18 protein-coding genes and 1 tRNA gene are annotated in these 21,299 nt (G+C 72.2%); 9 read left to right on the forward strand and 10 right to left on the reverse strand.

Going from position 1 to position 21,299, the window contains the following annotated elements; all coding sequences use genetic code 11:
* Positions 1 to 2: 2 nt before the first annotated feature.
* Complete coding sequence (locus ACZ5AJ_RS10185) at positions 3 to 1,412, forward strand: DUF58 domain-containing protein (protein ID WP_464133774.1); 1,410 nt, start codon at positions 3 to 5, stop codon at positions 1,410 to 1,412.
* Entirely contained in the window at positions 1,412 to 1,969 is a 558-nt protein-coding gene (locus ACZ5AJ_RS10190; protein WP_464133777.1) for a hypothetical protein, read from the forward strand. The genes ACZ5AJ_RS10185 and ACZ5AJ_RS10190 overlap by 1 nt, the downstream gene beginning before the upstream one ends.
* Before the next feature lie 57 nt (positions 1,970 to 2,026).
* On the opposite strand, the gene ACZ5AJ_RS10195 is transcribed toward ACZ5AJ_RS10190, so the two are convergent.
* The 4 genes from ACZ5AJ_RS10195 to ACZ5AJ_RS10210 form a co-directional block, all read right to left on the reverse strand.
* Positions 2,027 to 2,992, reverse strand: coding sequence for a hypothetical protein (locus ACZ5AJ_RS10195; RefSeq protein WP_464133780.1), 966 nt, complete (start codon positions 2,990 to 2,992; stop codon positions 2,027 to 2,029).
* Between the two features lie 205 nt (positions 2,993 to 3,197).
* Complete coding sequence (locus tag ACZ5AJ_RS10200; RefSeq protein ID WP_464133783.1) at positions 3,198 to 4,559, reverse strand: alpha/beta fold hydrolase; 1,362 nt, start codon at positions 4,557 to 4,559, stop codon at positions 3,198 to 3,200.
* The gene (locus tag ACZ5AJ_RS10205) at positions 4,556 to 6,715 is read right to left on the reverse strand and encodes a prolyl oligopeptidase family serine peptidase (protein WP_464133785.1); all 2,160 of its coding nucleotides are present in this window, start codon (positions 6,713 to 6,715) and stop codon (positions 4,556 to 4,558) included. Before ACZ5AJ_RS10205 ends, ACZ5AJ_RS10200 begins: the two co-directional genes overlap by 4 nt.
* Entirely contained in the window at positions 6,712 to 7,305 is a 594-nt protein-coding gene (locus ACZ5AJ_RS10210; protein ID WP_464133789.1) for a hypothetical protein, read from the reverse strand. The genes ACZ5AJ_RS10205 and ACZ5AJ_RS10210 overlap by 4 nt, the downstream gene beginning before the upstream one ends.
* Before the next feature lie 56 nt (positions 7,306 to 7,361).
* Here ACZ5AJ_RS10210 and ACZ5AJ_RS10215 point away from each other — a divergent pair, with 56 nt between their 5' ends.
* Positions 7,362 to 8,612: a glycoside hydrolase family 3 N-terminal domain-containing protein gene (locus tag ACZ5AJ_RS10215; protein WP_464133792.1), complete on the forward strand. Its 1,251-nt coding sequence runs from the start codon at positions 7,362 to 7,364 to the stop codon at positions 8,610 to 8,612.
* A 21-nt stretch (positions 8,613 to 8,633) separates the two neighbouring features.
* On the opposite strand, the gene thiD is transcribed toward ACZ5AJ_RS10215, so the two are convergent.
* Positions 8,634 to 9,509: a bifunctional hydroxymethylpyrimidine kinase/phosphomethylpyrimidine kinase gene (thiD, locus tag ACZ5AJ_RS10220; RefSeq protein ID WP_464133794.1), complete on the reverse strand. Its 876-nt coding sequence runs from the start codon at positions 9,507 to 9,509 to the stop codon at positions 8,634 to 8,636.
* 326 nt (positions 9,510 to 9,835) lie between these two features.
* Between thiD and ACZ5AJ_RS10225 the strand changes: the two genes are divergently transcribed.
* On the forward strand, positions 9,836 to 10,825 hold the full coding sequence (locus tag ACZ5AJ_RS10225) for a hypothetical protein (RefSeq protein WP_464133798.1): 990 nt from the start codon (positions 9,836 to 9,838) through the stop codon (positions 10,823 to 10,825).
* A gap of 43 nt (positions 10,826 to 10,868) precedes the next feature.
* A complete protein-coding gene (locus ACZ5AJ_RS10230) occupies positions 10,869 to 11,654 on the forward strand; it encodes a hypothetical protein (protein WP_464133802.1) in 786 nt (261 codons plus the stop codon).
* A gap of 64 nt (positions 11,655 to 11,718) precedes the next feature.
* Here the strand turns inward: ACZ5AJ_RS10230 and cls are convergent, their stop codons facing one another.
* The 4 genes from cls to ACZ5AJ_RS10250 form a co-directional block, all read right to left on the reverse strand.
* On the reverse strand, positions 11,719 to 13,134 hold the full coding sequence (cls, locus tag ACZ5AJ_RS10235) for a cardiolipin synthase (protein WP_464138749.1): 1,416 nt from the start codon (positions 13,132 to 13,134) through the stop codon (positions 11,719 to 11,721).
* 201 nt (positions 13,135 to 13,335) lie between these two features.
* On the reverse strand, positions 13,336 to 14,271 hold the full coding sequence (locus ACZ5AJ_RS10240) for a Bax inhibitor-1/YccA family protein (RefSeq protein ID WP_464133806.1): 936 nt from the start codon (positions 14,269 to 14,271) through the stop codon (positions 13,336 to 13,338).
* A 195-nt stretch (positions 14,272 to 14,466) separates the two neighbouring features.
* Positions 14,467 to 15,609: a trans-sulfuration enzyme family protein gene (locus ACZ5AJ_RS10245; RefSeq protein WP_464133809.1), complete on the reverse strand. Its 1,143-nt coding sequence runs from the start codon at positions 15,607 to 15,609 to the stop codon at positions 14,467 to 14,469.
* A 125-nt stretch (positions 15,610 to 15,734) separates the two neighbouring features.
* Positions 15,735 to 16,583 (reverse strand): YggS family pyridoxal phosphate-dependent enzyme, encoded by an 849-nt coding sequence (locus ACZ5AJ_RS10250; protein ID WP_464133812.1) that lies wholly within the window; start codon positions 16,581 to 16,583, stop codon positions 15,735 to 15,737.
* A gap of 78 nt (positions 16,584 to 16,661) precedes the next feature.
* Here ACZ5AJ_RS10250 and ACZ5AJ_RS10255 point away from each other — a divergent pair, with 78 nt between their 5' ends.
* The 3 genes from ACZ5AJ_RS10255 to ACZ5AJ_RS10265 all read left to right on the forward strand — a co-directional run bounded on the left by ACZ5AJ_RS10255 (position 16,662) and on the right by ACZ5AJ_RS10265 (position 18,834).
* The gene (locus ACZ5AJ_RS10255; protein ID WP_464133815.1) at positions 16,662 to 17,252 is read left to right on the forward strand and encodes a TetR/AcrR family transcriptional regulator; all 591 of its coding nucleotides are present in this window, start codon (positions 16,662 to 16,664) and stop codon (positions 17,250 to 17,252) included.
* 149 nt (positions 17,253 to 17,401) lie between these two features.
* Positions 17,402 to 18,052, forward strand: coding sequence for an NAD(P)-dependent oxidoreductase (locus tag ACZ5AJ_RS10260; protein ID WP_464133817.1), 651 nt, complete (start codon positions 17,402 to 17,404; stop codon positions 18,050 to 18,052).
* On the forward strand, positions 18,049 to 18,834 hold the full coding sequence (locus ACZ5AJ_RS10265) for an MBL fold metallo-hydrolase (protein ID WP_464133822.1): 786 nt from the start codon (positions 18,049 to 18,051) through the stop codon (positions 18,832 to 18,834). The genes ACZ5AJ_RS10260 and ACZ5AJ_RS10265 overlap by 4 nt, the downstream gene beginning before the upstream one ends.
* A gap of 32 nt (positions 18,835 to 18,866) precedes the next feature.
* Here the strand turns inward: ACZ5AJ_RS10265 and ACZ5AJ_RS10270 are convergent.
* A tRNA-Leu gene (locus ACZ5AJ_RS10270) sits at positions 18,867 to 18,940 on the reverse strand.
* A 27-nt stretch (positions 18,941 to 18,967) separates the two neighbouring features.
* On the opposite strand from ACZ5AJ_RS10270, the gene ACZ5AJ_RS10275 reads away from it, so the two are divergent.
* Positions 18,968 to 21,166 carry a helicase-associated domain-containing protein gene (locus tag ACZ5AJ_RS10275; RefSeq protein WP_464133825.1) on the forward strand — a complete coding sequence of 733 codons (2,199 nt, stop codon included), beginning with the start codon at positions 18,968 to 18,970 and terminating at the stop codon, positions 21,164 to 21,166.
* Positions 21,167 to 21,299: the final 133 nt, after the last annotated feature.

Below are 21,299 nucleotides of genomic sequence, written 5' to 3' on the forward strand. Positions count from 1 at the left end.
GCGTGGTGAGCAGGACGGCGAGCCGGGGATCGAGCGGAGCTGCGGCCGAGCCTGCGGCTGGCGCTGCGAGCGGCTCGCCGACGGGCACCGCGGGCCTCCCTCCGCTGCAGACCCGTCCGACGGCGGCCATGCTCCGTGCCGTCATCACCGGCGGAGCTCTGCTCGCCCTCGCGCTGCTGCTGGGACGGCCGCTCCTGGTGCTGGCAGCGGTGCCGGTCCTCGCCTGGGCCACGGTCGCCCTGGCGCGGCGGATCACGCGGAGCGAGGAGCTCGGGGTGCGGCGGCCGACGGCGCAGCCCGGCCGCGGGATCATCGAGGAGGGCGCCTCCTCCTCGATCACCGTGCGCACGTCACCGGGTCTGCTGCTCGCCGCGACGGTCCCGCTGCGCGCCCATGCCGACCTCGCTCCCCGCTACGGGGCGATCGTCTCCGACGGCGAGGTGCGGGTGCGCGTGACATCCCACCGCTGGGGGCTGGTGTCCATGGGGCCGACGCATGTGCTGGTCGCCGACCCCTTGGGCGCCTTCCGCGCCCAGCAGAGCCTGCCGGTCATCGGCATCCGGGTGGTGCCCCGCTCCTCCGTCCTCGATGCACCCATCGAGGTGCCCACCCCGATCGGGATCAGCGGCGTGCATCTCTCACGCCGCCGCGGTGACGGCACCGCGCTCAGCGAGGTGCGCGAGTTCCGTCCCGGCGACCGGCTGCACCGCGTGAACTGGCGCGTGACCAGCCGCACCGGGACCCTGCACACGAACGCGACCTTCACCGAGCAGGACACGGACGTCCTCATCGTCACCGACACCATCTCGGACGTGCATCCTGCCCCGTGGGCCGGGGAGGACGCTCCCACGAGCCTCGACATGACGATCCGTGCGACCGCCGCGATCGCCCGCCACTACCTGACCGCCGGGGATCGTGTCGCGATCGCGGACATCGGTCATCTCATCGGGGCGGTCCCCGCGGGCACCGGGCCGAGGCAGCTGCGGGTGCTCACCGACGCGCTCTCCCGCGCCCGCCGCGACGACGGGGTGGCGCGCACGCCCAACCGGGTGCGCAGCGTCCGCCCGGGGACGCTGGTCGTCGTGTGCACCCCTCTGCTGCATCCGTCGGCGATCGAGCAGATCGGTGTGCTGGTCTCCCACGGCGCGGACGTGATCGTCGTGGACACGCTGCCGCCGAGCATCGGGGACGTCTCGGTGCTGAACGGGCGTCCCCTGCGCATGGACACCGTCGACTCGACGCGGTTCTGGCCCGAGGCCTGGGCGATACGTCGTCTGCAGCGCGAGCGCACCGTCCGCGAGCTGCGGGAGGCGGGCGTCCCCGTCACGGCCTGGGACGGGCCCAGCTCGCTCGCACCCGTCCTGCTGTCCCTGTCCGTCTCCCGGACCGCACCGAGGATGAGGAGGTCCTGATGCATCTGCTGAACCGGATCGCCGATCCGATCGCTGAGCTCCTGCTGAGCCTGCGCCGTGTGAGCGCCGCCCAGTGGCTGCTGCGCCTGGCCCCCGTCCTCGCCGCCGTCGGTGCCCTGGCGGTGCTGTACCCGCAGGGTCTGTCCGCGAACCTGATCGGGATGATGGTGGCGATGATCGTCGCCGTCGGCGTCCTCATCCAGACCGTCTCCCCCGACTCGGACCTCGGTCTGATCGCCCCGCTGGGTCTCGTGCTCGGCCTGGCCGCGCGCGGGGAGCTCAGCATCCTGGTCGCGCTCGCGACGGGCTCGCTGATCCTGGTCATGCATGTGGGGTGGTCGCTGGCGGCGATGCTCCCCGTCCATGGGGTGTGGACCCGGGAGGCATGGCTGCTCGCCGGCTCGAGCCTGCTCGGGGTCCTCGCGGCCGCGATCACGGGATCCCTCATCGTGATGGCGCTGCTGGGTGTGGACCTGGGCGCCTGGATGGTGGTCCTCGGCGCGGCAGCGGCCATCGCTCTGTTCGTGCTGCTGCTGCCGCGATCAGCGCCGCGGTGAACTGAGGAGCGCCTGCCGAGGGCGAGACGGGACGGGACTCCTGCTCCGTCCGGCAGGTCAGGGAGCGTCGGACGTGGTGGTCGAGGTCGCGGTGCCCGAGCGCTGGTTGTCGGTGCTCTCGGGAGGCGTGCTTCCGGGACCCGAGCTGCCCTCGCCGGAGTCGTCCCCGGTTCCGGGGCTGTCGCCGGCCCCGCTGTCGGAGTTGTCCTCGTCGATGGTGTCATCCCCGCCGGACTCACCGCCCCCGCCGGACTCACCGCCCCCGCCGGACTCACCGCCCCCGCCGGACTCACCGCCCCCGCCGGACTCACCGCCCCCGCCGGACTCATCGTCCTCGCTGGGATCATCGCTCTCAGACTCCGTCAGCGAATCCGTCGGGTCATCAGGCGTGGTGCTGGACTCCTCGTCCTCCGGGGCCGGAGAGTCGTCGGCCGCCCCGGAGCCGCCGTCGTCGCTCGCCCCGCCGCCGGAACCGCCCGAGCCCGACCCCGAGCCGGTGCCCGAACCCGACGAACCGGAGCCTGAGCCGGACGAACCGGACCATCCCGAGGACCCGCCGGACGAGCCGGACCCGCTGGATCCGCCGCGGTGGGACGAGGACGATCCGCTCGAGCCGCTCGACCTGTCTGAGGAATCCGCATCGACAGCGGCCTCGGCGGTCTGCTCGTCGGACGTCTCGGTGTCCGCGCTCTCCGTCTCCTCCGTCTCGGAGGCCTCGGCCGTCGTCGGCTCCTCGCTCTCCGCCGTGGTCTCCTCGGCGACGGTGGTCTCCTCGGTGGTCCGCTCCTCAGCGCTGGTCCGGGAGGTCTCCTCGGCCGTCGAGGCGGGGTCGGAGGTCGCTGCGGCGTGGCGGTAGTCGTCCTCCTCGCCGGCGAGCGCGGCGAGGGGGCCGAGGCCGGCGATGCCGAAGCCGGTCAGGCTGCCCACCGTGACGACCGTCGCGGAGGCGAGGGCGGCGGCCTTCCATGGGCGACGAGCGCGCGGCGGCTGCTCGCTGCGGATCCCCGACAGGCGCTTGCGCATGCCAGCTCCTCCCCCACTGCTGGTCCTCACCGATCGCGGTGCACGGTCCGCCGCTGTCGGCGCACAGGCCACAGGGTACCGAGAGTCGGGCATCCCAGGAAAGACAGGAGATGTCGGTCATGCGCCACAGGACGCAGGGGCCCCTCAGGACGACGACCGGCCGCTGCTCTCGGGCCCCTGGCTCTGCAGCCTGACCGTCCCGGCTCTACAGCTTGACGGTCCTGGCCCGGCGCCCGGTCGGATCGGCCTGGGCGTCCTGCCGGCGCCGACGGGCGACCTCGAACCTCAGCCGCCAGGGCGAGTAGCGCTCGGCGGCGAGCGCGAGGCGCAGCCCCTGGGCGAGGGTCTGGTCGGTCGGCGTCGCGGGAAGGGCGGCGAGCTCGGCGGCATGGTCTGCCAGCAGGGGCCCCATCCCGGCGGCCGCCCAGCGTGCCGCGATCTGGGCGATGTGCTCGCGGGAGTCGAGGATGGCGTTCCCGACCCCGGGCAGCTCGAGCAGCGCGGCGCCGGGGATGCGTGCGGCCAGGTCCCGGGAGATCTGGGCGGGGCGCACCAGATCGCGCGCCCCGGCGACGACGAGCGTCGGGGCCTCGATGTCCCGGGCGAGCCGATGGAGGTCGAACGGCTCCCCCGCGAAGTCGGGGACCGCCCGAGCGCGGGCGCCGCCGAGGGCGAGCGGATCCAGGGGGCCGCCATCGGCGTGGCGCCCCATGCCGAGCTCCGTGTGGGCGATGTAGGCGCACAGGTCGTGCTCGACGACGTACGGGGTGGACTGCAGCCATCCCTGCGCGAGCACCTGGCGGACGCTCGACCAGGTCAGGCGCCCGCGCCCGACGGCGAGCAGGTCCACGAGGTCGCGCACAGCGTCCGGGCCGCCGTGCTCGTGGACGGCGAGGACGACAGGACCCCCGCGACGGATGTCGACGACTCCCTCATCGGCCAGGCGTCGCAGCACCGCAGCGATCGTGGAGGTCGAGGGGACCGTGCCGTCCCAGTAGACCGCGCGCAGCGCGCGCTGGGCGATGACCTCGTCGTCCGCGCTGGTCAGCGCCGAGTCCAGGACGAGCGAGTGCACGCGCTCAGGATGCTTCGCGGCGAGCGCCTGCGCGAGATGGCCGCCGTAGCCGCAGCCATACACCGCGGCCCGCTCGACCTTGGCGTGGTCGAGCACCGCGACCAGGTCCTCGATCACCTCGGCGATGCGCATGGCATGCTGCGGGAGGTCGCGACCGGTGGAGTCCAGCCGCGAGAGCCCGACGCCGCGATGCTCCATCATCAGCACGTCGAGGCCGCGGGCCGCGAGGGTCCGCCGCATCGGGTCGTAGGGCAGCACGGAGCCGGTGCCGGGACCGTCGGGGATGATCAGCAGCGGCACCCGCGGCGGGGCGACGCCGCGACGGGCCGCGAGGTCCCTCGGGCCGGGATGGCGCGGGGTGGTGCGCGCGTAGCGCAGCGGGAAGAGCCGGTCGTCGGCCGTCGAGATCTCGCGGTAGACCGTCATGAGGTCGTTGCGGATCGACAGCAGGTCGTCCTGCGCCGAGCGGTCGAACAGCTCCCGGGTGCTCACGACCGCTGGTGCTCCCCGCGCCCGACGGTGTCCCACAGGAAGGTGTACATCAGGGCGTTCATGCGGGCGGCCTGCTCGTTGGTGGCGGCCCCGCCGTGTCCGCCCTCGGTGTTCTCCCAGGAGCGCACGTCGGCGCCGAGCGACTCCATGGCGGCGGCGAACTTGCGGGCATGGCCGGGGTGGACCCGGTCGTCCCGGGTGGAGGTGAGCAGGAACGTCGGCGGGTAGTCGGCGTCCTCGCGGAGCAGGTGGTACGGGCTGAAGGTGCGGATGAACTCCCAGTCCTCGGTGTCGGGGTCGCCGTACTCGGCCATCCAGGAGGCGCCGGCGAGCAGATGGGAGTAGCGCTTCATGTCCAGCAGCGGCACCTGGATGACGACGGCTCCGAACAGCTCGGGATGCTGGGTGACCATGTTCCCGGTCAGGAGGCCGCCGTTGGATCCGCCGCGGACCGCCAGGTGGGCCTGATCGGTCACGCCCCGCTCGAGGAGGTCCTTCGCGACGCTCGAGAAGTCCTCGTAGGCGCGATGGCGGTTCTCCTTGAGCGCGGCCTGATGCCAGCGGGGGCCGTACTCGCCGCCGCCGCGGATGTTGGCCAGCACGTAGGTGCCGCCGCGCTCGAGCCAGGCCCTGCCGATGGCGCCGAGGTACGACGGGGTCAGCGAGATCTCGAAGCCGCCGTAGCCGTACAGGAGGGTCGGGGACGGCTCGTCCCCCTCCTCGCGGTCGCGTCGTCCGATCTCGAAGTAGGGGATGCGGGTGCCGTCGTCGCTGCTCGCGAAGTGCTGCGAGACCTCGAGTCCCTCGGAGTCGAATCGCGAGGGGGCGCTCTTGATGCTCTCCAGCGGGCCGGCGACGCCGCCCTCCGGGATCGCCGCGAGGTCCCCGAGCATCAGGCGGGTGGGCTCCACGAAGCCGGTGACGGTCACCCATACCTCGTCGCTCTCGTCGGCGTCGACCGCGCGCACGCCGATCGATCCCTCGAGCTCGGGGTACAGGTCCTCGCGGATCCAGCGTCCGTCGGAGGCGCGGTGGTGCACCTCGAGGCGGTCGACGACGTCCTCGAGGATCGTGAGCACGAGCGTCGAGCGGGTGATGGTCAGGCCTGCCAGGGAGCTCGACTCCGTCGGCTCGAACAGCATCGTCAGCTCGGGCTCCCCGCGCAGGAACGCGTCCAGGTCGCCGACGACGAGCGAGCCCGCCGGGTAGACGGACCCGGCGATCTCCCAGTCGCTGCGCGGGCTGAAGACCGCGAGGTCCCGGTGGGCGTTCACCTCGAGGTCGCGGGGGACGTCGATCAGGGTGAGCTCGGGCGGCTCCTGGCTGCGGTCGACGAGGCGCACGCTGCTGTCGTAGAAGGCGTGGGCCTGGATGATCCAGTCGCGCTCCCAGCCCGGGGTGGAGTCATGGGAGCCGATGACGGCCATGTCCTCCTCCGCGCCCTCGAAGACGATCTCGGCGTCGGCGAGATCCTGCCCGCGCCGCCAGAGCCGAACCTGGCGGGCATAGCCCGAGGTGGTGGTGCTGCCCTCGCCGACCTCGGTCGACGCCCACACGGTGTCCTCGTCGATCCAGCTGAGCGATCCCTTCGCCTCGGGACGCAGGAAGCCGCCGTCCTCGGGGCCGACGAAGGAGAGGGTCCCGAGGTCGAACTCGCGGGTGACATCGGCGTCGGAGCCGCCGTGGGAGAGGTCCACGAGCGCGCGCCGGTAGGGCTCGCCGTCGGCCAGGCCCTCCGGTCGCAGCAGCCGCGCGCCGTGCCAGACCCAGTCCTCCCTCTCGGCCTCGTTGAGCGCGTCGACGTCCAGCAGGATCTCCCACTCGGGCTCGTCGGTCCGGTAGGAGTCGAGGGTGGTGCGGCGCCACAGACCGCGCTCGTGGTCGGCGTCGGTCCAGAAGTTGTAGAGGTGCTCCCCGCGCTTGGTGACCCCGGGGATGCGGTCCTTGGCGTCGAGGATCTCGAGGATCTCCCGCTGCAGGGTCGCGGCGAGGCCCTCGCCGTCCGGGTCGCGCGGGTCGGCGACGGCGTCGAGCTCGGACTCCGCGCGGGCGTTGCGCTCGCGCACCCACTCCAGGGCCTTCTCGCCCGTGACCTCCTCGAGCCATGCGTGGGGGTCGGCGGTGCCGTCGGGCGCGGGCAGCTGGGGTGGGGTCATCGGTCCTCCTCGCGCTCGACGACGAAGGCGTCGAGAGTGCTCTTCCAGGTCATCTTCCAGGTCTCTCGGTCCTCGGAGCTGTCGAGCCCCTTGTGCTCGACGCCGAGCGTGCTGCGCGGCGCCTCGGACGCCGTCGCCTTCGCCGGGCTCTTCGCCGAGATGTTCACGGACACCCGGCCGGCGCCCTCGACGTCGGCCCGCCAGTAGCGCCAGCGCTCGGTGTCCGACAGGGTCGGCTCGCCGAGCCCGAGGGCGGCGCGCCGGTCGGCGTCCATGAACGCATGCCAGGCGTCGCGCACCGCATCCATCTCACCGGCGAGCGTGCGCGAGGCCGAGGCCGCGAAGTCGCCCTCGCAGCTCTGGCCGACCTCGCGGCGGCCGATCACCTGCTCGTAGGCGACGGTGACGCCCTGCGCCCACCAGTCCGGGACCTGCCAGTGCTCGACGAGGGCGCGGGCGATCGCCGCATGGTCGAGCTCGCGGGCACCGAGCGCGTCCAGGCGGCGCGCCCACTCCTCCAGGTCGGAACCGGTGCCCTCAGCGATCGTTCCGGCGCGGGGATGCTCCGTCGGCGGGGTCACGAAGTCCATGGGTTCAGCCTAAGCGGAGGACTCCCCGGCGCGACGCCGGATGCCACACTGGCGTGATGCGTCGACGTCATCTGCTCTCCCTCGCCCCCGCGCTCGCGCTCGGAGCCTGCTCGACGGTCGGCTCCGACGGTTCCGACGGGTCCGCCTCGGACGGCGGCTCATCGGCCTCCGACGGCTCGTCGGCCGCCTCCGATGCCGCCGGATCGGACGGCGGCTCCGGAAGCCCGTCCGACGACGGCTCCGCGACCGCGGATCCGACCGACGAGCCGACGACGCCCAGCCTCGCCCAGCAGCGCCTCGAGGGCCTCTCGGATCGCGAGGTCGCCGGCCAGCTGGTGCTGGTAGGGATCCAGCAGGGCTCCTCGATCTCCCCCGAGCTGATCGAGGAGCATCATGCCGGGGGCTTCTTCCTGCTGGGGGAATGGAGCGACCCCGCCGAGGTCGAGGCGCTCGTGGACTCCGCCTGCGGCCTCTCCCCCGCCGACTGCGCGCCCCTGTTCGCCGTCGACCAGGAGGGCGGGCAGGTGCGGCGCCTGCGCGGGGACGCCGCCCGACGGACCGCGTCGGCCGAGGAGCTCGGCGCGCAGGGCGCCGACGCCGTGCGGGAGGCCTTCACGACCATCGGTGAGGACCTGGCAGCCCTCGACCTGCCGCTCGCGCTCGCCCCCGTCGCCGACGTCGTCGACCCGGACCTCGGGGACGAGAACGAGCCCGTCGGCGGCCTGGATCGCGGTTTCGGCACCGATCCGGAGCAGGTGGGCGAGTGCGTCGCCGCCGCGATCGAGGGGCTGGACTCCGCCGGCGTCGGCGGCACCCTCAAGCACTTCCCCGGACTCGGCCGGGTCGAGCAGAACACCGACTTCTCCGCCGAGGGCATCGTCGACGGGACCACAGATGCCGACGACCCGTTCCTGGCATCCTTCAGCGCCGGGATCGAGGCGGGCGCCGACGCGGTGATGCTGTCCTCCGCCGTGTATCCGCGGATCGAGGCCGACGTCCCGGCGATGTTCTCCTCCGCCGTCGTGACGGATCTGCTGCGCGGTGATCTCGGCTGGGACGGGCTGGTGGTCTCCGACGACATCGGGATCGCCGAGGCGGTGCAGGACGTCCCCGTCGCCGACCGCGCCGTGCGCCTGCTGGCGGCCGGCGGCGACGCGGTGCTCACCGCGGACCCGTCGCTCACCGGCGAGCTGGTCGAAGCGATCCGGGACTGGGCGGAGCAGGACCCCGCCCAGGCGGAACGGGTGCGCGAATCCGCCGCCCGCATGCTCGCCGTCAAGGAGCGTCGGGGCCTGCTGGACGGCTGAGCGCCCGCCGGAGGGCCGGGGTCAGGCCTTGTCGAGGGTCACCAGATGGTTCAGCGGGTGGAATCCGCCGCGCCGGTCGGAGACCTGCCAGTCCTGCGAGTTGTCCGTCGCGGAGGCGACGAACTCGCGGGCTGTGGCGATGAGGACCGCGAGATCGTCCTGGTCCCCGTCGTCGCCGATCTCCCCGAGCTCCCCCGCACGGTCGAGCTCGGCGATCCGGGCGATCTGCGCGGCGATCGCCGCGGAGAAGGTCGCGCCCGCGCCGCGGACGCGCCGACCGCGGATCCTGGGCGTCCGCAGCAGATCGGTGCCGCCGGGATGGACGACGACGTCCACCGCCTCCTCGCCGCCGAGACCGCCGCCGGTGACGACGACGGCCTCCGGCCCGAGGGCCTGCAGAGCGAGCGCCTGATCGCGCATCTCGTCGATCGACGTCGCCGGTCGCATGCCCAGCAGCTGCGCCGCCTCGGAGATGTTCGGGGTGAGCACGTGCGCGACGGGGACCAGCTGCTCGCGCAGGGCCCTGGCGCCCTCGGCGCTGATCCTCGGCGTGCCGTCGGAGTCGACCATCACCGGGTCCAGCACGATCCGTCCGAGGCGCGGCCCCTGCGCATGCACCGCCTCGGCGACGGTGCGCACGACGTCGGCGCTGCCCAGCGCGCCGATCTTCGTGGCGTCCAGGAGCAGATCCTCGGCGACCGCGTCGATCTGCTCGCGCACGACGTCGGCCGGAAGATGATGGGTCCCCAGGGTCCGATGACCGGTGACGGTGCTGACCGCAGTGACCGCGCTGGCGCCGTAGACGCCCAGCGCGGTGAAGGTCTTCAGATCCGCCTGCACCCCGGAGGCGCCGTCGGACGCGGAGCCGGAGACGGTCAGGACGATGGGCGGGCGCATGCGGGACTCCGTTCGTCGGGTGGTCCGGAGCGTATCAACGCCCACCTGAGGATCAGCAGGGCGACGAGCGGCAGGCCGCCTCCCCCCCTGCGCATCGGAGGTCGGAGCGCACCGTCGACGGACCTGCTGCACGGTCCCGTCCACGGTCGGTCCGCCGCGGTCCAGGCTCCGCATGCGAGAATCGGCCGGGGCGCGCCCCGCACGGGATCGCCTCGGCAGCTGAGCTGGTCCGGGACGATCCTGGACGTTCCGGGGCGAGGCGCTGATTCGAGGCGCTGGTCCGATGCGCTGAGGCGATGCACTGAGGGAGCGCCGGGGAGGTGGCGATGACGGAGGATCCGCACGGCAGAGGCCAGGACGGCGGAGGGCCCGCGCAGGACGGGCGCGGAGCAGGCGACGGCCTGCCCTCGTTCCAGGACGGCACCCTGCCCGACTTCTCGGCGAGCGAGCAGCCGGGCACGTCGATGCCGGACTTCTCCTCCGCACCCGACGGGATCTCCCTCGGCGAGCCGAGCGAGCGCACCAGGAACCGCACCCTGGCGATCACGCTGTCCGTCGTCGGCTCCGGCATCGTCCTGCTCGCAGTGGTCGCGCTGGTCCTCTCCCAGACCGTCTTCCGCTCCGTCCTCGACGACGACGATGACGACGCCTACACCGCCGCCGGCGACCGCACCGGCGAGGGCCAGAGCGAGTACATCCCCGACGAGGAGGATCCCGACCTCGCTCCCCCGCCGGAGATCTTCACGCAGGCACCGACCACGAACTGCACCATCCCCGACGACTACACGCCGGCCGGCAGCGCCGATCCCGGCACCATCCGCGGCGGCGACCTGCAGTACACGATCCCCGACGGCTGGGACTTCCCCTGGGGCTCGGACTCCCTCCCCTACATGACGGAGACGGACGGCCAGGGCCGCAACGTCGAGGGCAACTGGTACAGCGTCGTGAGCCTCGGCAAGGTCGTCTGGCCGGAGGACGAGGGCGGCTACCAGGGGCTCGAGCCGACGGCCGTGGCCCTGTTCCAGTGCTATGCGACCACGGCGGGCGTGCTCACCCAGTTCGGGGAGAACCCGACCGTGACCGACTACCGCAGCGAGACGATCGACGTCGACGGGCACAGCGGCTGGATCGTCCAGGCCACCTATCACTTCGAGGACCCCGACAGCCTCTCCACCACGAGCGCCTCGATCGTCACGTCGATCGTCGTGGAGACGGACGACGGACCCAGCGCCCTGGTCTCCGACGTCGCCGCCGACCACGAGGACCACGTCCAGAACCTCGAGGACATCATCGCCAGCCTCGAGGTCGTCGGCTGACGCCGTCGGCACCGCCGCCCGGGACGCCGCACGAGGAGCACCGATGAGTTCCACCTCCCAGCGAACACCGCCGCAGCGTCCCTCCGGGGGCGGACGCGGCAGCGCCCTGATCGCCGGCATGATCGCCTTCGCCGTGGTGTTCCTCCTGATCGTCGGCGGCACCGTCGGCTTCCTGGTGCTGCGGGACTCCCGCAGCGGCACGACCGGCACCGAGACCTCGCAGGCGGTCGAGACGCCCACGACGGAGACGGCGACACCGCCCACGGAATCCGTCGAGGAGGAGCGCTGCTGGACGCCCGAGTACGAGCGCACCTCCACGAACCCGTCCGGACGCCTGCGCGGCGGTGGGCTCGAGTTCGTCCCGCCGTCGGACTTCACCTCGCGCTCCAACGGCACCTATGCGTCCTTCGTGAACGACGCGCAGACCGCCACAGCCCCGCTCGAGGGCGACTGGGTCGAGGTGCTGACCGTCGGCGCGGTCCAGTGGCAGCCGGGCATCGACTATCCCGGGGACAAGGAGGCCTCCGAGCGGATCCTGGAGTGCATGTACGCCGACGGCTACCTGTGGGGGAACACGTCGGAGCGCTCGCTGCACGATCAGACGACCGTCCCGGTCACCATCGCCGGCATGCCCGGCTACAAGACCACCGCGACGCTCGAGTTCGGTGTCGACGACCTCGAGCTGATCGATGCCACCACGATCACCGTGGTCGTCGTCGACACCCCCGAAGGTCCCAGCGTCTTCATCTCCGAGATCGGTGCGGGCATGACCGAGCACGAGGAGGCCGCGCAGGAGGCCTACGACTCCCTGACCGGCGTCTCCGGCTGAGCGTCAGTCCGGACGGCGAGCCGCACGACGAGCCGGACGGCGGGCGGGCTGGACGGCGGGCGGCTCAGACGACCGATGAGGCGAGACGGCAGACGTTGTCCAGCAGCGCCATCGGCAGCGGCCTCGAGTTCCATTCCTCGAGGGTCAGCTCGCGGCTGTGCTCGCGGTAGTCGGCCTCGACCACCCGCATCTTCTCCATGAAGTCGGTGCCGCCGATCATCAGGGAGCTCTCCATGTCCAGCAGGAACGAGCGGATGTCCATGTTGGAGGAGCCGATCACCGTCACCGAGTCGTCGACGGTGACGTGCTTGGCGTGCAGGATCGTCGGCGACCGGTAGAGCCAGATCCGCACCCCCGCCTCCAGCAGCGCCGCGTAGTAGGAGCGCTGCGCGTGGAAGACGAGGAACTGGTCCCCGATCTCGGAGACGAACAGCTCGACCTCGACGCCGCGCCGGGCGGCCGTCTGCAGCGCTGCGAGCATCGACTCGTCGGGCACGAAGTACGGGCTGACCGCGACGATCCGCTCCTGCGCCGAGTAGAACAGCTGGTTGAACAGCAGCAGATTGTTCTCGAACACGAACCCGGGGCCCGAGGGCACCATCTGGCACTCGTAGGTGCCGGAGGTGTCGGGAGCGGGCCGCACCAGGGTCTCCTCCGAGAGCTCGTCTCCGGACTCGTAGTACCAGTCGATCGCGAACAGCAGGTTGATCTCCGTCACGATCGGTCCGCGCAGACGCGCCATCGTCTCCTGCCAGTGCAGGCCGCGGCGGATGTTCGTCCCCTTGTTGTAGTGCGAGGCGATCATGTTCTGGCTGCCCATCCAGCCGGTCTCGCCGTCGACGACCAGGAGCTTGCGATGGTTGCGCAGGTCCGGGCGCTGGAAGGCGCCGTCGCTGAACGGCTTGATCGGCATCATCGGATAGTGCTCGATGCGATGCTCGTCCAGGAAGCGGCGCATGGCCTTGTACTGCTTGCGATGGCTGAGGGACCCCCAGTGGTCGTAGAGCACGCGCACGGTCACTCCGCGGTCGGCGACCTCGCCGAGGGCGGCGAAGAAGTCCCGGGTCGTCTCGTCGAGCGCCATCGTGTAGAAGAGGACGTTGACATCGGTGCGGGCGGTGCGCACGTCGGCCGCCATCTGAGCGATCGACGTCGCATAGTCGATCTCGAGGTCGACGGAGTTGTTGCCCGTCAGCGGGAACGCCCCGAGCTCGCGGTTCAGGCGCACCGCGGACTGCAGCCAGCTGGGGCTGTCCTCGTCGAGCTCGCTGTCGGGGATGTTCAGCGCGCGCTCGCGCATGAGCGCGTTGATGTCCTCCTGCTTGCGGCGGCGCTTGCGGGGCAGCTGGGCGCTCCCGAGGATCAGGTACAGGGGGAATCCGACGATCGGCAGCACCATGATGGCCAGCAGCCACGCGAGCGCCGAGCCGGGGCGGCGGTTGCGCGGCACCACCACGATGCCCACGATCCGCAGCAGCATGTCGATCGCCAGATAGACGTACGTGCCGATGACGGAGTAGCCGATCAGCGTCTGCCAGAGTCCCACCGGCGCACCTCCGGGAACAGGGAAGGAGAGAGGAAGGGAGAGGAGAAGAACGGCAGGCCCCGGAGGGACCTGCCGTTCAGCATAAAGGGCCGGGGGCCTGCACGGGCGCCGCTCAGGGGCGGCTCCCGCGCGCCGTCAGCCGTTCCCGCGGAAGATCGCGATGATGCGCAGGATCTCGATGTAGAGCCACACCAGGGTGACGGCGAGCCCGAAGGCGCAGCGCCACGCGTAGACCCTCGGCACACCGGCGTTCGCGGCGCGCTGCACGTCCTCGAAGTCCATGACCAGCGAGTACGAGGCCATGACGACGGCGAGGCCACCGATGACCAGGCCGATCACGCCGTCGCGCAGGCTCTGCCCCGTGAAGAGCAGATATCCGATGTTGACCAGACCGAAGATCAGGTAGGCGATCATCGCGACCATGAAGATCTTCGTCAGCACGGGCGAGGTGCGCAGCACGCCGACGCGGAAGAGCACCAGGACGGTCCCGGCGACGGCGAGCGTGCCCACGACCGCCTGCAGGGCGATGCCCGGGTAGATGATCTCCATGGAGCCGGAGATGCCGCCGAGCAGAAGGCCCTCGAAAAGCGCGTACGCGAGCACCAGCACAGGCGAGGGGGTCTTCTTGAAGATGTTCACCAGCGAGGTGATCAGACCGCCGATGAGGCCGATGATCGTGGCGCCGCCGGCGAGCATGAGGCCGATGGCCAGCCCGTCGTCGCCGGCGACCGCGCCGAGCATCTTCGGGGTCACGGCCACGACGAACCCGACCACGAGGATCAGGCCGAGGGTGGCGGTGATGGCGTTGAGCGCGTCGCGCATGGTCATCCGACCGGTGTCATGGCCGGAAGCCGCGGGACGGGCGTACATCGCCTCGAGGTTCGCGGTCTGCTGCTGGTCGAAGCCGCTGGACCACTGCGTCTGCGAGGTCTGCGTGCTCTGGTAGGTCTGGCCCTGCTGACCTGAGGGCGCCTGCTGGGAGAAGGACTGGCCGAACTGCGGGGCGCTGTGCTGGGCGCTCCCGTTCTGGACGACCTTGTCGTGGCCGAAGACGACGTTGTGGCGTGCCATGGGGCTCCTCACGAGGGGGATGCGTGCCGATCGGTCCAGTCTACCGACGTTCCCTCGGATCGGGCTGGGCGAAGTGCGCCGATCCGTCCGCTTCGCCCAGAGCGCAGAACCGGGGCCGCTCGTCGGCTGCGGCTGTCGGCCCCGCTCGTCGGCCCGCCGGCCCGCCATCGCCCGCTCGTCGGCGCCCGAGCACCGTCAGCCGGCCGCGGCGAGCGCCTGATCGAGATCGGCGATCAGGTCGCCGAGGTCCTCGATGCCGACCGCGAGGCGCAGCAGGTCCTCGGAGATGCCGGCCTCCGTGCGCTCGGCGGGGGTCATCGCCTCCTGGGTCATCGAGGCGGGACGGCAGATGAGGGTCTCGACGCCGCCGAGGCTCACCGCGTAGACCGGCAGCCGCAGCGCCTTCAGAAACGCGGTGCGGTCGAGGTGCGGGGCGAGCTCGAAGGAGAGCACGGCGCCCGGGCCGTCGGCCTGCTCAGCCTGGACGCGGGCCTCCTCCTCGTCGGCCCATCCGGGCACCAGCACGCGGGCGACCGACGGATCCTCGCGCAGGTGCTCGGCGATCGCGATCGCATTGTCCTGCTGACGCTCGAGCCGCAGCGGCAGGGTCTTGATCGACTGGATCAGACGGTAGGCGTCGATGGGTGCGAGGACCCCGCCCTCGATCGTCTGCGCGAGCGCGTACGCCTCGGCGAGCGCGGCATCGGAGGTGGTCAGAGCCCCCGCCAGGAGGTCGGAGTGGCCGGCCAGGTACTTGGTCGCTGACTGCACGACGGCGTCGGCCCCGAGCGCGAGCGGACGCTGCAGCACCGGCGAGAGGAAGGTGTTGTCGACGACGACCCGGGCGTCGTGACGATGGGCGAGGTCCGCCGCGCGGCGCAGGTCGGTGACCCGCAGCGTCGGGTTCGACGGCGTCTCGAGATAGAGCATCCGCGTGGCGGGCCCGAAGTCGGCGTCGCCGAGGGCCCCGATGTCGGCGACGAAGCGGCCGACGACGCCGCGCGGCGCGAGCACCTCGCGCACATACCGGTAGGTGCCGCCGTAGACGCTCGCCGGGAGGATCACCTCGTCACCGGGCCGCAGGGTCGAGAACGCGGCCGCGATCGCCGCCATCCCGGTCGCGAAGGCGAAGGCGTGCTCGGCGCCGTCGAGCGCGGCGAGCACCTGTTCGAGCTGCGCGCGGGTCGGGTTCGCGGCCCGCTGGTAGTGGTAGACCGACTCCTCGGTGTCGATGTCGTGCGCGAAGGTCGAGGCCAGGTGCAGGGGCGGGACCACGGCACCGAGATCGTCGGCGTCGTGCGAGCGCAGAGCATGCACCGCTGTCGTCTGGATGTGCACCGGGGCCTCCTGTGAGCACGGAATCGCTGGTGAAGGCGCTTCAGGGAGCGCCCCGCTCAGAGTAGGCGCGCACCCTTCCGCCCGGGTCGAGGATGACAGCGCGTGAACCAGCGCGATCGGGCGCCTCAGGCGGGCCGGGCTCCGAAGATCGCAGATCCCACGCGCACGATGGTCGCGCCCTCCTCGACAGCGATCTCGAGGTCTCCGCTCATGCCCATCGACAGCTCGCGGAGGCTCTCGAGTCCGGTTCGCTCGCGCAGCTGCTCGGAGAGCTCGCGCAGGCGCCGCAGGGAGGCCCGCACCGCCGTCTCGTCGCTGGTGTTCGCCCCGATGGTCATGAGTCCGACGGGACGGAGCCGCTCGCTCGCGGCGAGCCGCTCGAGGATCGGCATGAGCGCCTCGACCGTCGGCTCGAAGCCGCCCTTGGACTCCTCCCCAGAGGTGTTGACCTGCACGAGCACCTCGCGATGGAGGTCCGCGAGCTCGGCCCGGCGCTCGAGGGCATCGGCGATGTCGTCGCGGTCGACGCTGTGGATCATCTCGGCGAAGGCGACCACGTCACGGGCCTTGTTGGTCTGCAGACGGCCGATGAAGTGGCGGGCCACACCGTTGCCGACGAGCAGGGGATCGGCATGCTTGGCGATCTCCTGCGCCCGGTTCTCGCCCACCGCGATCCTCCGCCCGCGCTCGCGCAGCAGCTCGATCGCGGCGGCCACCTGCGCGGGGGTGCGGGTCTTGGTCGCCAGCAGCAGGGTGACCTCGCTGCCGTCGCGGCCGACGCGCCGCGCCGCCTCATCGATCCGCGCGAGCACCCGGTCCATCCGTGCAGCCATCGACGCCCTCTCCTCGGCCGGGATCAGATCGCCCGGGATCGAATCAGCCGGGATCAGCGGCGCCGCGGCAGCCTCGGAGCCGGGGACTCCCGCTCTCGGATCGGAGGGCGCAGCGGACGACGGAGGGACGGAGGGGGTCATGTCTCCATTGTGGGACATCCTCCGACCTCCTCCGACCTCCTGCGGACGACGTCGCGGGATCCGATGTGCATTGGACACATGTCAAACGAGATCGTCGGACCGCGCCTCGCACCGGAGCGGCGTCGAGAGCAGATCATCGAGATCGCTGCGACGCATTTCGCCCGCGACGGAGCGGCCGCGGCGTCGATGAGCGCGATCGCGCGAGATGCCGGAGTGACCCGAGCACTCGTCTACCACTACTTCCCCGGCAAGGAGAGCCTGCTGGACGCGGTGTGGCAGAGGGAAGCGGACCGCCTCCTCGCCGCCACCGCACCCGCGCAGGGGGCATCCGAGCAGGAGAACCTCCGCCGCGCGCTGACCGCCTACTTCGACCACTTCGCCGCGAGCGCCGGGGGCGTGCGCGAGCTGTACATGCCCTCGGCCCCACCGACCTCGTCGTCGGCGCGGCTCGCGACCGCCAACCACGCCGTCCAGGTCCAGCGGCTCCTGGAGGCGACCGGCACACCCGACACCCCCCCCCAGAGCCGCCTGGCTCTCGGGGCATGGCTCGCGTTCGTGGAGTTCACGGCGCGGCACGCGGAGGACTCCGAGGAGATCGACCGCGAGCCCGCCCTCGATCTCTGCATCGGCGCCGTCGAGACCGTCCTGGGTCGGCCCCTCGCCCCCTGATCCCCCGGCCCGCAGCGTCGGGGCCGGACGTCGACCGCCGCAGCGGCCGTCCATCAGCCCGCAGCAGTCCATCACCCCCGCAGCAGTCCATCACCCCACAGCACGCCACACCCCCAGCAGCACGCAGCTTCAGCAGAGGAGAGCACACCATGAAGATCGTCATCGTCGGAGCCACCGGGAACGTCGGATCCCGCACCGTCAAGGAAGCGCTCGCCGCCGGTCACGAGGTCGTCGCGTACGCCCGTCGGCCGGAGGCGGTGCAGAAGGCACCGGGTCTCAGCGTCATCGGCGGCGACGTCGCCGACGCGGATGCGCTCGCGTCGGCCTCCGAGGGCGCCGACGCTGTCGTCGTCGCCGTCACGGGGCCGACCAAGGACGCCACCTTCATGCAGCGCGCCATGCCCGCGATCATCGAAGCGGTCCGCCGATCGGGCGCACGCCGGATCATCCTGGTCTCCGCCTTCGGCGCCGGGGAGACGGCGCAGAAGGCGTCGGGCTTCGCGCGGCTCGTCTACCGCACGGTCCTGGGGAGGTTCTTCGCCGACAAGGCCGCCGCCGACGAGCTCCTCGCCACCTCCGGCCTCGACCACACGATCGTGTATCCGGTGAACCTCAAGGACGCCCCGGCTCTGCCGCAGGTCGCGGTCGAGCCCCTGGAGCGGGTCGCGAAGGTGCCGGGCCTGCCCACGCTGCCGTTCGAGAACGTGGCGTCCGCACTGGTCGGGATCGCCACTGATCCGGCGACCTCGGGAGCGCGCCTGCTCGTGACGACCCCGACCGGCTGGAGGCCCTCCGCATGAAGGTCCACCATCTGAACTGCGGCACGATGCGGATGCCCGGTGCACCGCTCGTCTGCCACGTGCTGCTGATCGAGACCTCGACCTCCCTGGTGCTGGTCGACACCGGGTTCGGGATGGGCGACATCGCCGACCCTGCCGGGCGGATCGGCCCCTACCGGGCGGTGATCAGGCCGGCGCTGGTCGACGAGCAGACCGCGATCCAGCAGATCCGGGCGCGCGGCCTGGACCCCCACGACGTGCGGGACATCGTGCTGACGCACGGCGCCTCCGACCACGCCGGCGGACTCTCCGACTTCCCCTGGGCGTGCGTGCACACCGGCGCCGTGGAGGCGCGGGCCATCCGGGAGCGCCCGACCTGGTTCGAGCGACAGCGCTACAGCGCACGGCAGTGGGCGCACCGCCCGCGGCTGATCGGGCACGAGCCGGGCAGGGAGAGCTGGCGGGGCTTCCACGGGGTGACAGCGCTCGAGGAGATCGACCCCGGGATCCTTCTCGTCCCGCTGCATGGCCACAGCCGGGGACACATGGGGGTGGCCGTCGACGCGGGTGAGCGCTGGGTGCTGCATGCGGGCGACTGCTTCTACCACCCCGGCACGCTCGATCACGGCCGACGCCCTCCGGTGGCGCTGCGCCTGCAGGAGGCGGCTTTCGCCACCGACCTCCCCCAGCTCCGTGCCAACCAGGCTCGGCTGGCCTCCCTGCAGGCGCGTCGCGATCCGACCCTGATGCTGGTCAACCCCCACGACCCCGACCTGCTGAGCACAGCGCGCGGCACCGCTTGAGGGTCGAACGCGCACGCGGAGCAGACTGCCAGTGCCCCCAACGGGACTCGAACCCGCACTGTGCCGCTTTTAAGGCGGCCGCCTCTGCCGATTGGGCTATGGGGGCGGGGCCAAGCCTATGCTGGGACGCATCATGACCGCTGAGATCAGGTCCCTCGCGGACTCCCTGCGACGGTTCGGCGATGAACGCCTCGAGGCGCTGCTGATCGCCCGACCGGATCTCGCCTCGCCCGTCCCCCAGGGCATCGCCCCTCTCGCCGCCCGCGCCGCCGGTGCGACCTCCGCACGGCGTGCCCTGGATGCTCTGACCCTGCCCGAGCTGCATCTCGTCGAGGCCCTCGCCGTGCTCCCCGACGGCGCCTCGCCGTCGATGCTGGCCGACGCCGTCTCGTCGGACCCGCCGACGGTCTCGCCCGAGATCGAGCGCCTGCAGACCCTCGCCCTGGTGTGGGGCGAGGACGAGCTGCACCTGGTCCGGCCCCTGCGCGAAGGGCTGCGCTCCCCGGCGGGCCTCGCCCCTGCGCTGCGGGACGACCCCTCCGATGAGGAGGCTCGGGAGATCGTCGAGGCGGCCCGGTCCGACGAGCGCCTCTCCACCGTGCTCGGCACCCTCGCCTGGGGGCCGAACGAGGTAACCGGGCAGGGCGAGCTCGCGCGGGCGCTGCGTCGCGCCGGCATCGTCCGCGCCGATGACGACGGACCTCTGCGCATCCCCCGCACCGTCCACCTCGCCCTGCGCGACGGCCGCGTGCGGCGTTCGCACATCGCCCGTCGGCCCGCTCCCGACGGACCTGCACTGCACGAGCGCTTTCCGGGCTCCCGCACCGCGCAGGCGGTCGAGCACGCCTTCGAGGCGCTGCGGGTGCTGGGCACCGTGCGAGGCTTCGACGACGATCCGCCGGGCGTGCTGCGACGAGGGGGCCTGCCGCAGCGGGACCTGAGACGGCTGGCAGATCGCGCAGGCGTCGAGGTCGTCGCCATGGCGACCGTCCTGCAGACGGCATGGCAGGCCGGGCTCATCGGGCACGACGGCCAGGAATGGCACCCGACGCGCGACTGGGACGCCCACCGCTGCCTGCCCGCCGAGGAGCGCTGGGCGGAGCTCGCCCTCGCCTGGGCGCGGGGCCATCACCTCGCAGCCGTCGTCGGCACCCCGGACGCGTCGGGCACCTCCCGGTCGCTGCTCTCGGATCTCACCCGACGGGACGGCGTGCGCACGCGCCGCGGCAGCCTGCTGCGTGCGCTGCGCACCTCCCCCGGCGTCGCCGCGACCGCGGAGTCCCTGTGCGCCTCTCTCGCCTGGGCGTTCCCGCTGATCCCGCAGACGGTCGCCGTCGAGGAGACCGAAGCGCTGCTCGCCGAGGGCGAGGTCCTGGGCCTCGTCGACGACGGCGCCCTGACCGTGCTCGGCCAGGAGCTCGTGAGCACCCTCGACATGACTGTCGTCGAGGCCGACGACCGCCTCGCCGCGATCCTGCGCGAGGTCGCACCGCCTCCGGTCGACGAGGTGCTGCTGGACGCCGATCTCACGGTCGTCATCCCAGGCCGCCCGACGGAGCGGCTGATGCCCCTCCTGGACTGGGGCGAGATCGTCTCCCGCGGCGGTGCGCTCACCCTGCGCCTCAGCTCGGCCTCGCTGCGGCGGGCGATCAGCGCGGGACGCGATCCCGAGCAGCTGCGGGAGCTGCTGGCCTCGGCCTCGCGCACCCCCCTGCCGCAGGCTCTCGAGTATCTGATCCAGGACGAGAGGCGCCGCCATGGACGGGTCCAGGTCTCCCGCGCCTCCACCGTGCTGACCGCGGATGCGGAGGTCCTCGACCTGCTGCAGGCCTCGTCGGAGGCCTCGGTGCTGTCCCTGCATCGGATCGCGCCGACCGTCGCCGTGACGACGTCGGACGCCGGCTTCGCCCTCCAGGTGGCTCGCCGTGCGGGACTGTCCCCGGTCGCCGTCGGACCTGATGGCCGGTCCGGCGGGCCCGAGCTCGCCCATGCCCTCGTCGGCGGGCCGATCGACGTGGATCTCGTGACCGTCGAGAGTCCTGACCTGCGACTTCCGGCACTCGAGGCCGTCGCCCGGATCCGGTCCGCAGAGAGGGGCGAGACCGAGCTGTCGGTCACGGACCGTCTGCTGGAGGCGATCGCCCAGGGTTCGGAGCTCGAGCTCGGGATCGTGGACGGGCGCGGTGGCGTCGAGGTTCACCGGGTCCTGCCCGTCTCGCTCGAGGGCGGCAGGCTGCGCGCGCGGTCCGCGGCCGGAGTGCGCGGTGCGGCTCCGACGGTCGACCCGGACGGAGAGTTCACGGTGCTCGTCCACCGGGTGACGCTGGGCTGACAGGTCGCCCGACCTCCCGGCGGAGCGCATGGGGAGTTCTCCCCTTCGCGGCTCAGGGTCCTCCCAGGGTTAAGATATGCACCGGCATCGCTCAGGCTCTCCGGCCCAGCGGTGCCGTGACCGACACCAGGGA

The organism is Brachybacterium zhongshanense (genome assembly GCF_055385755.1).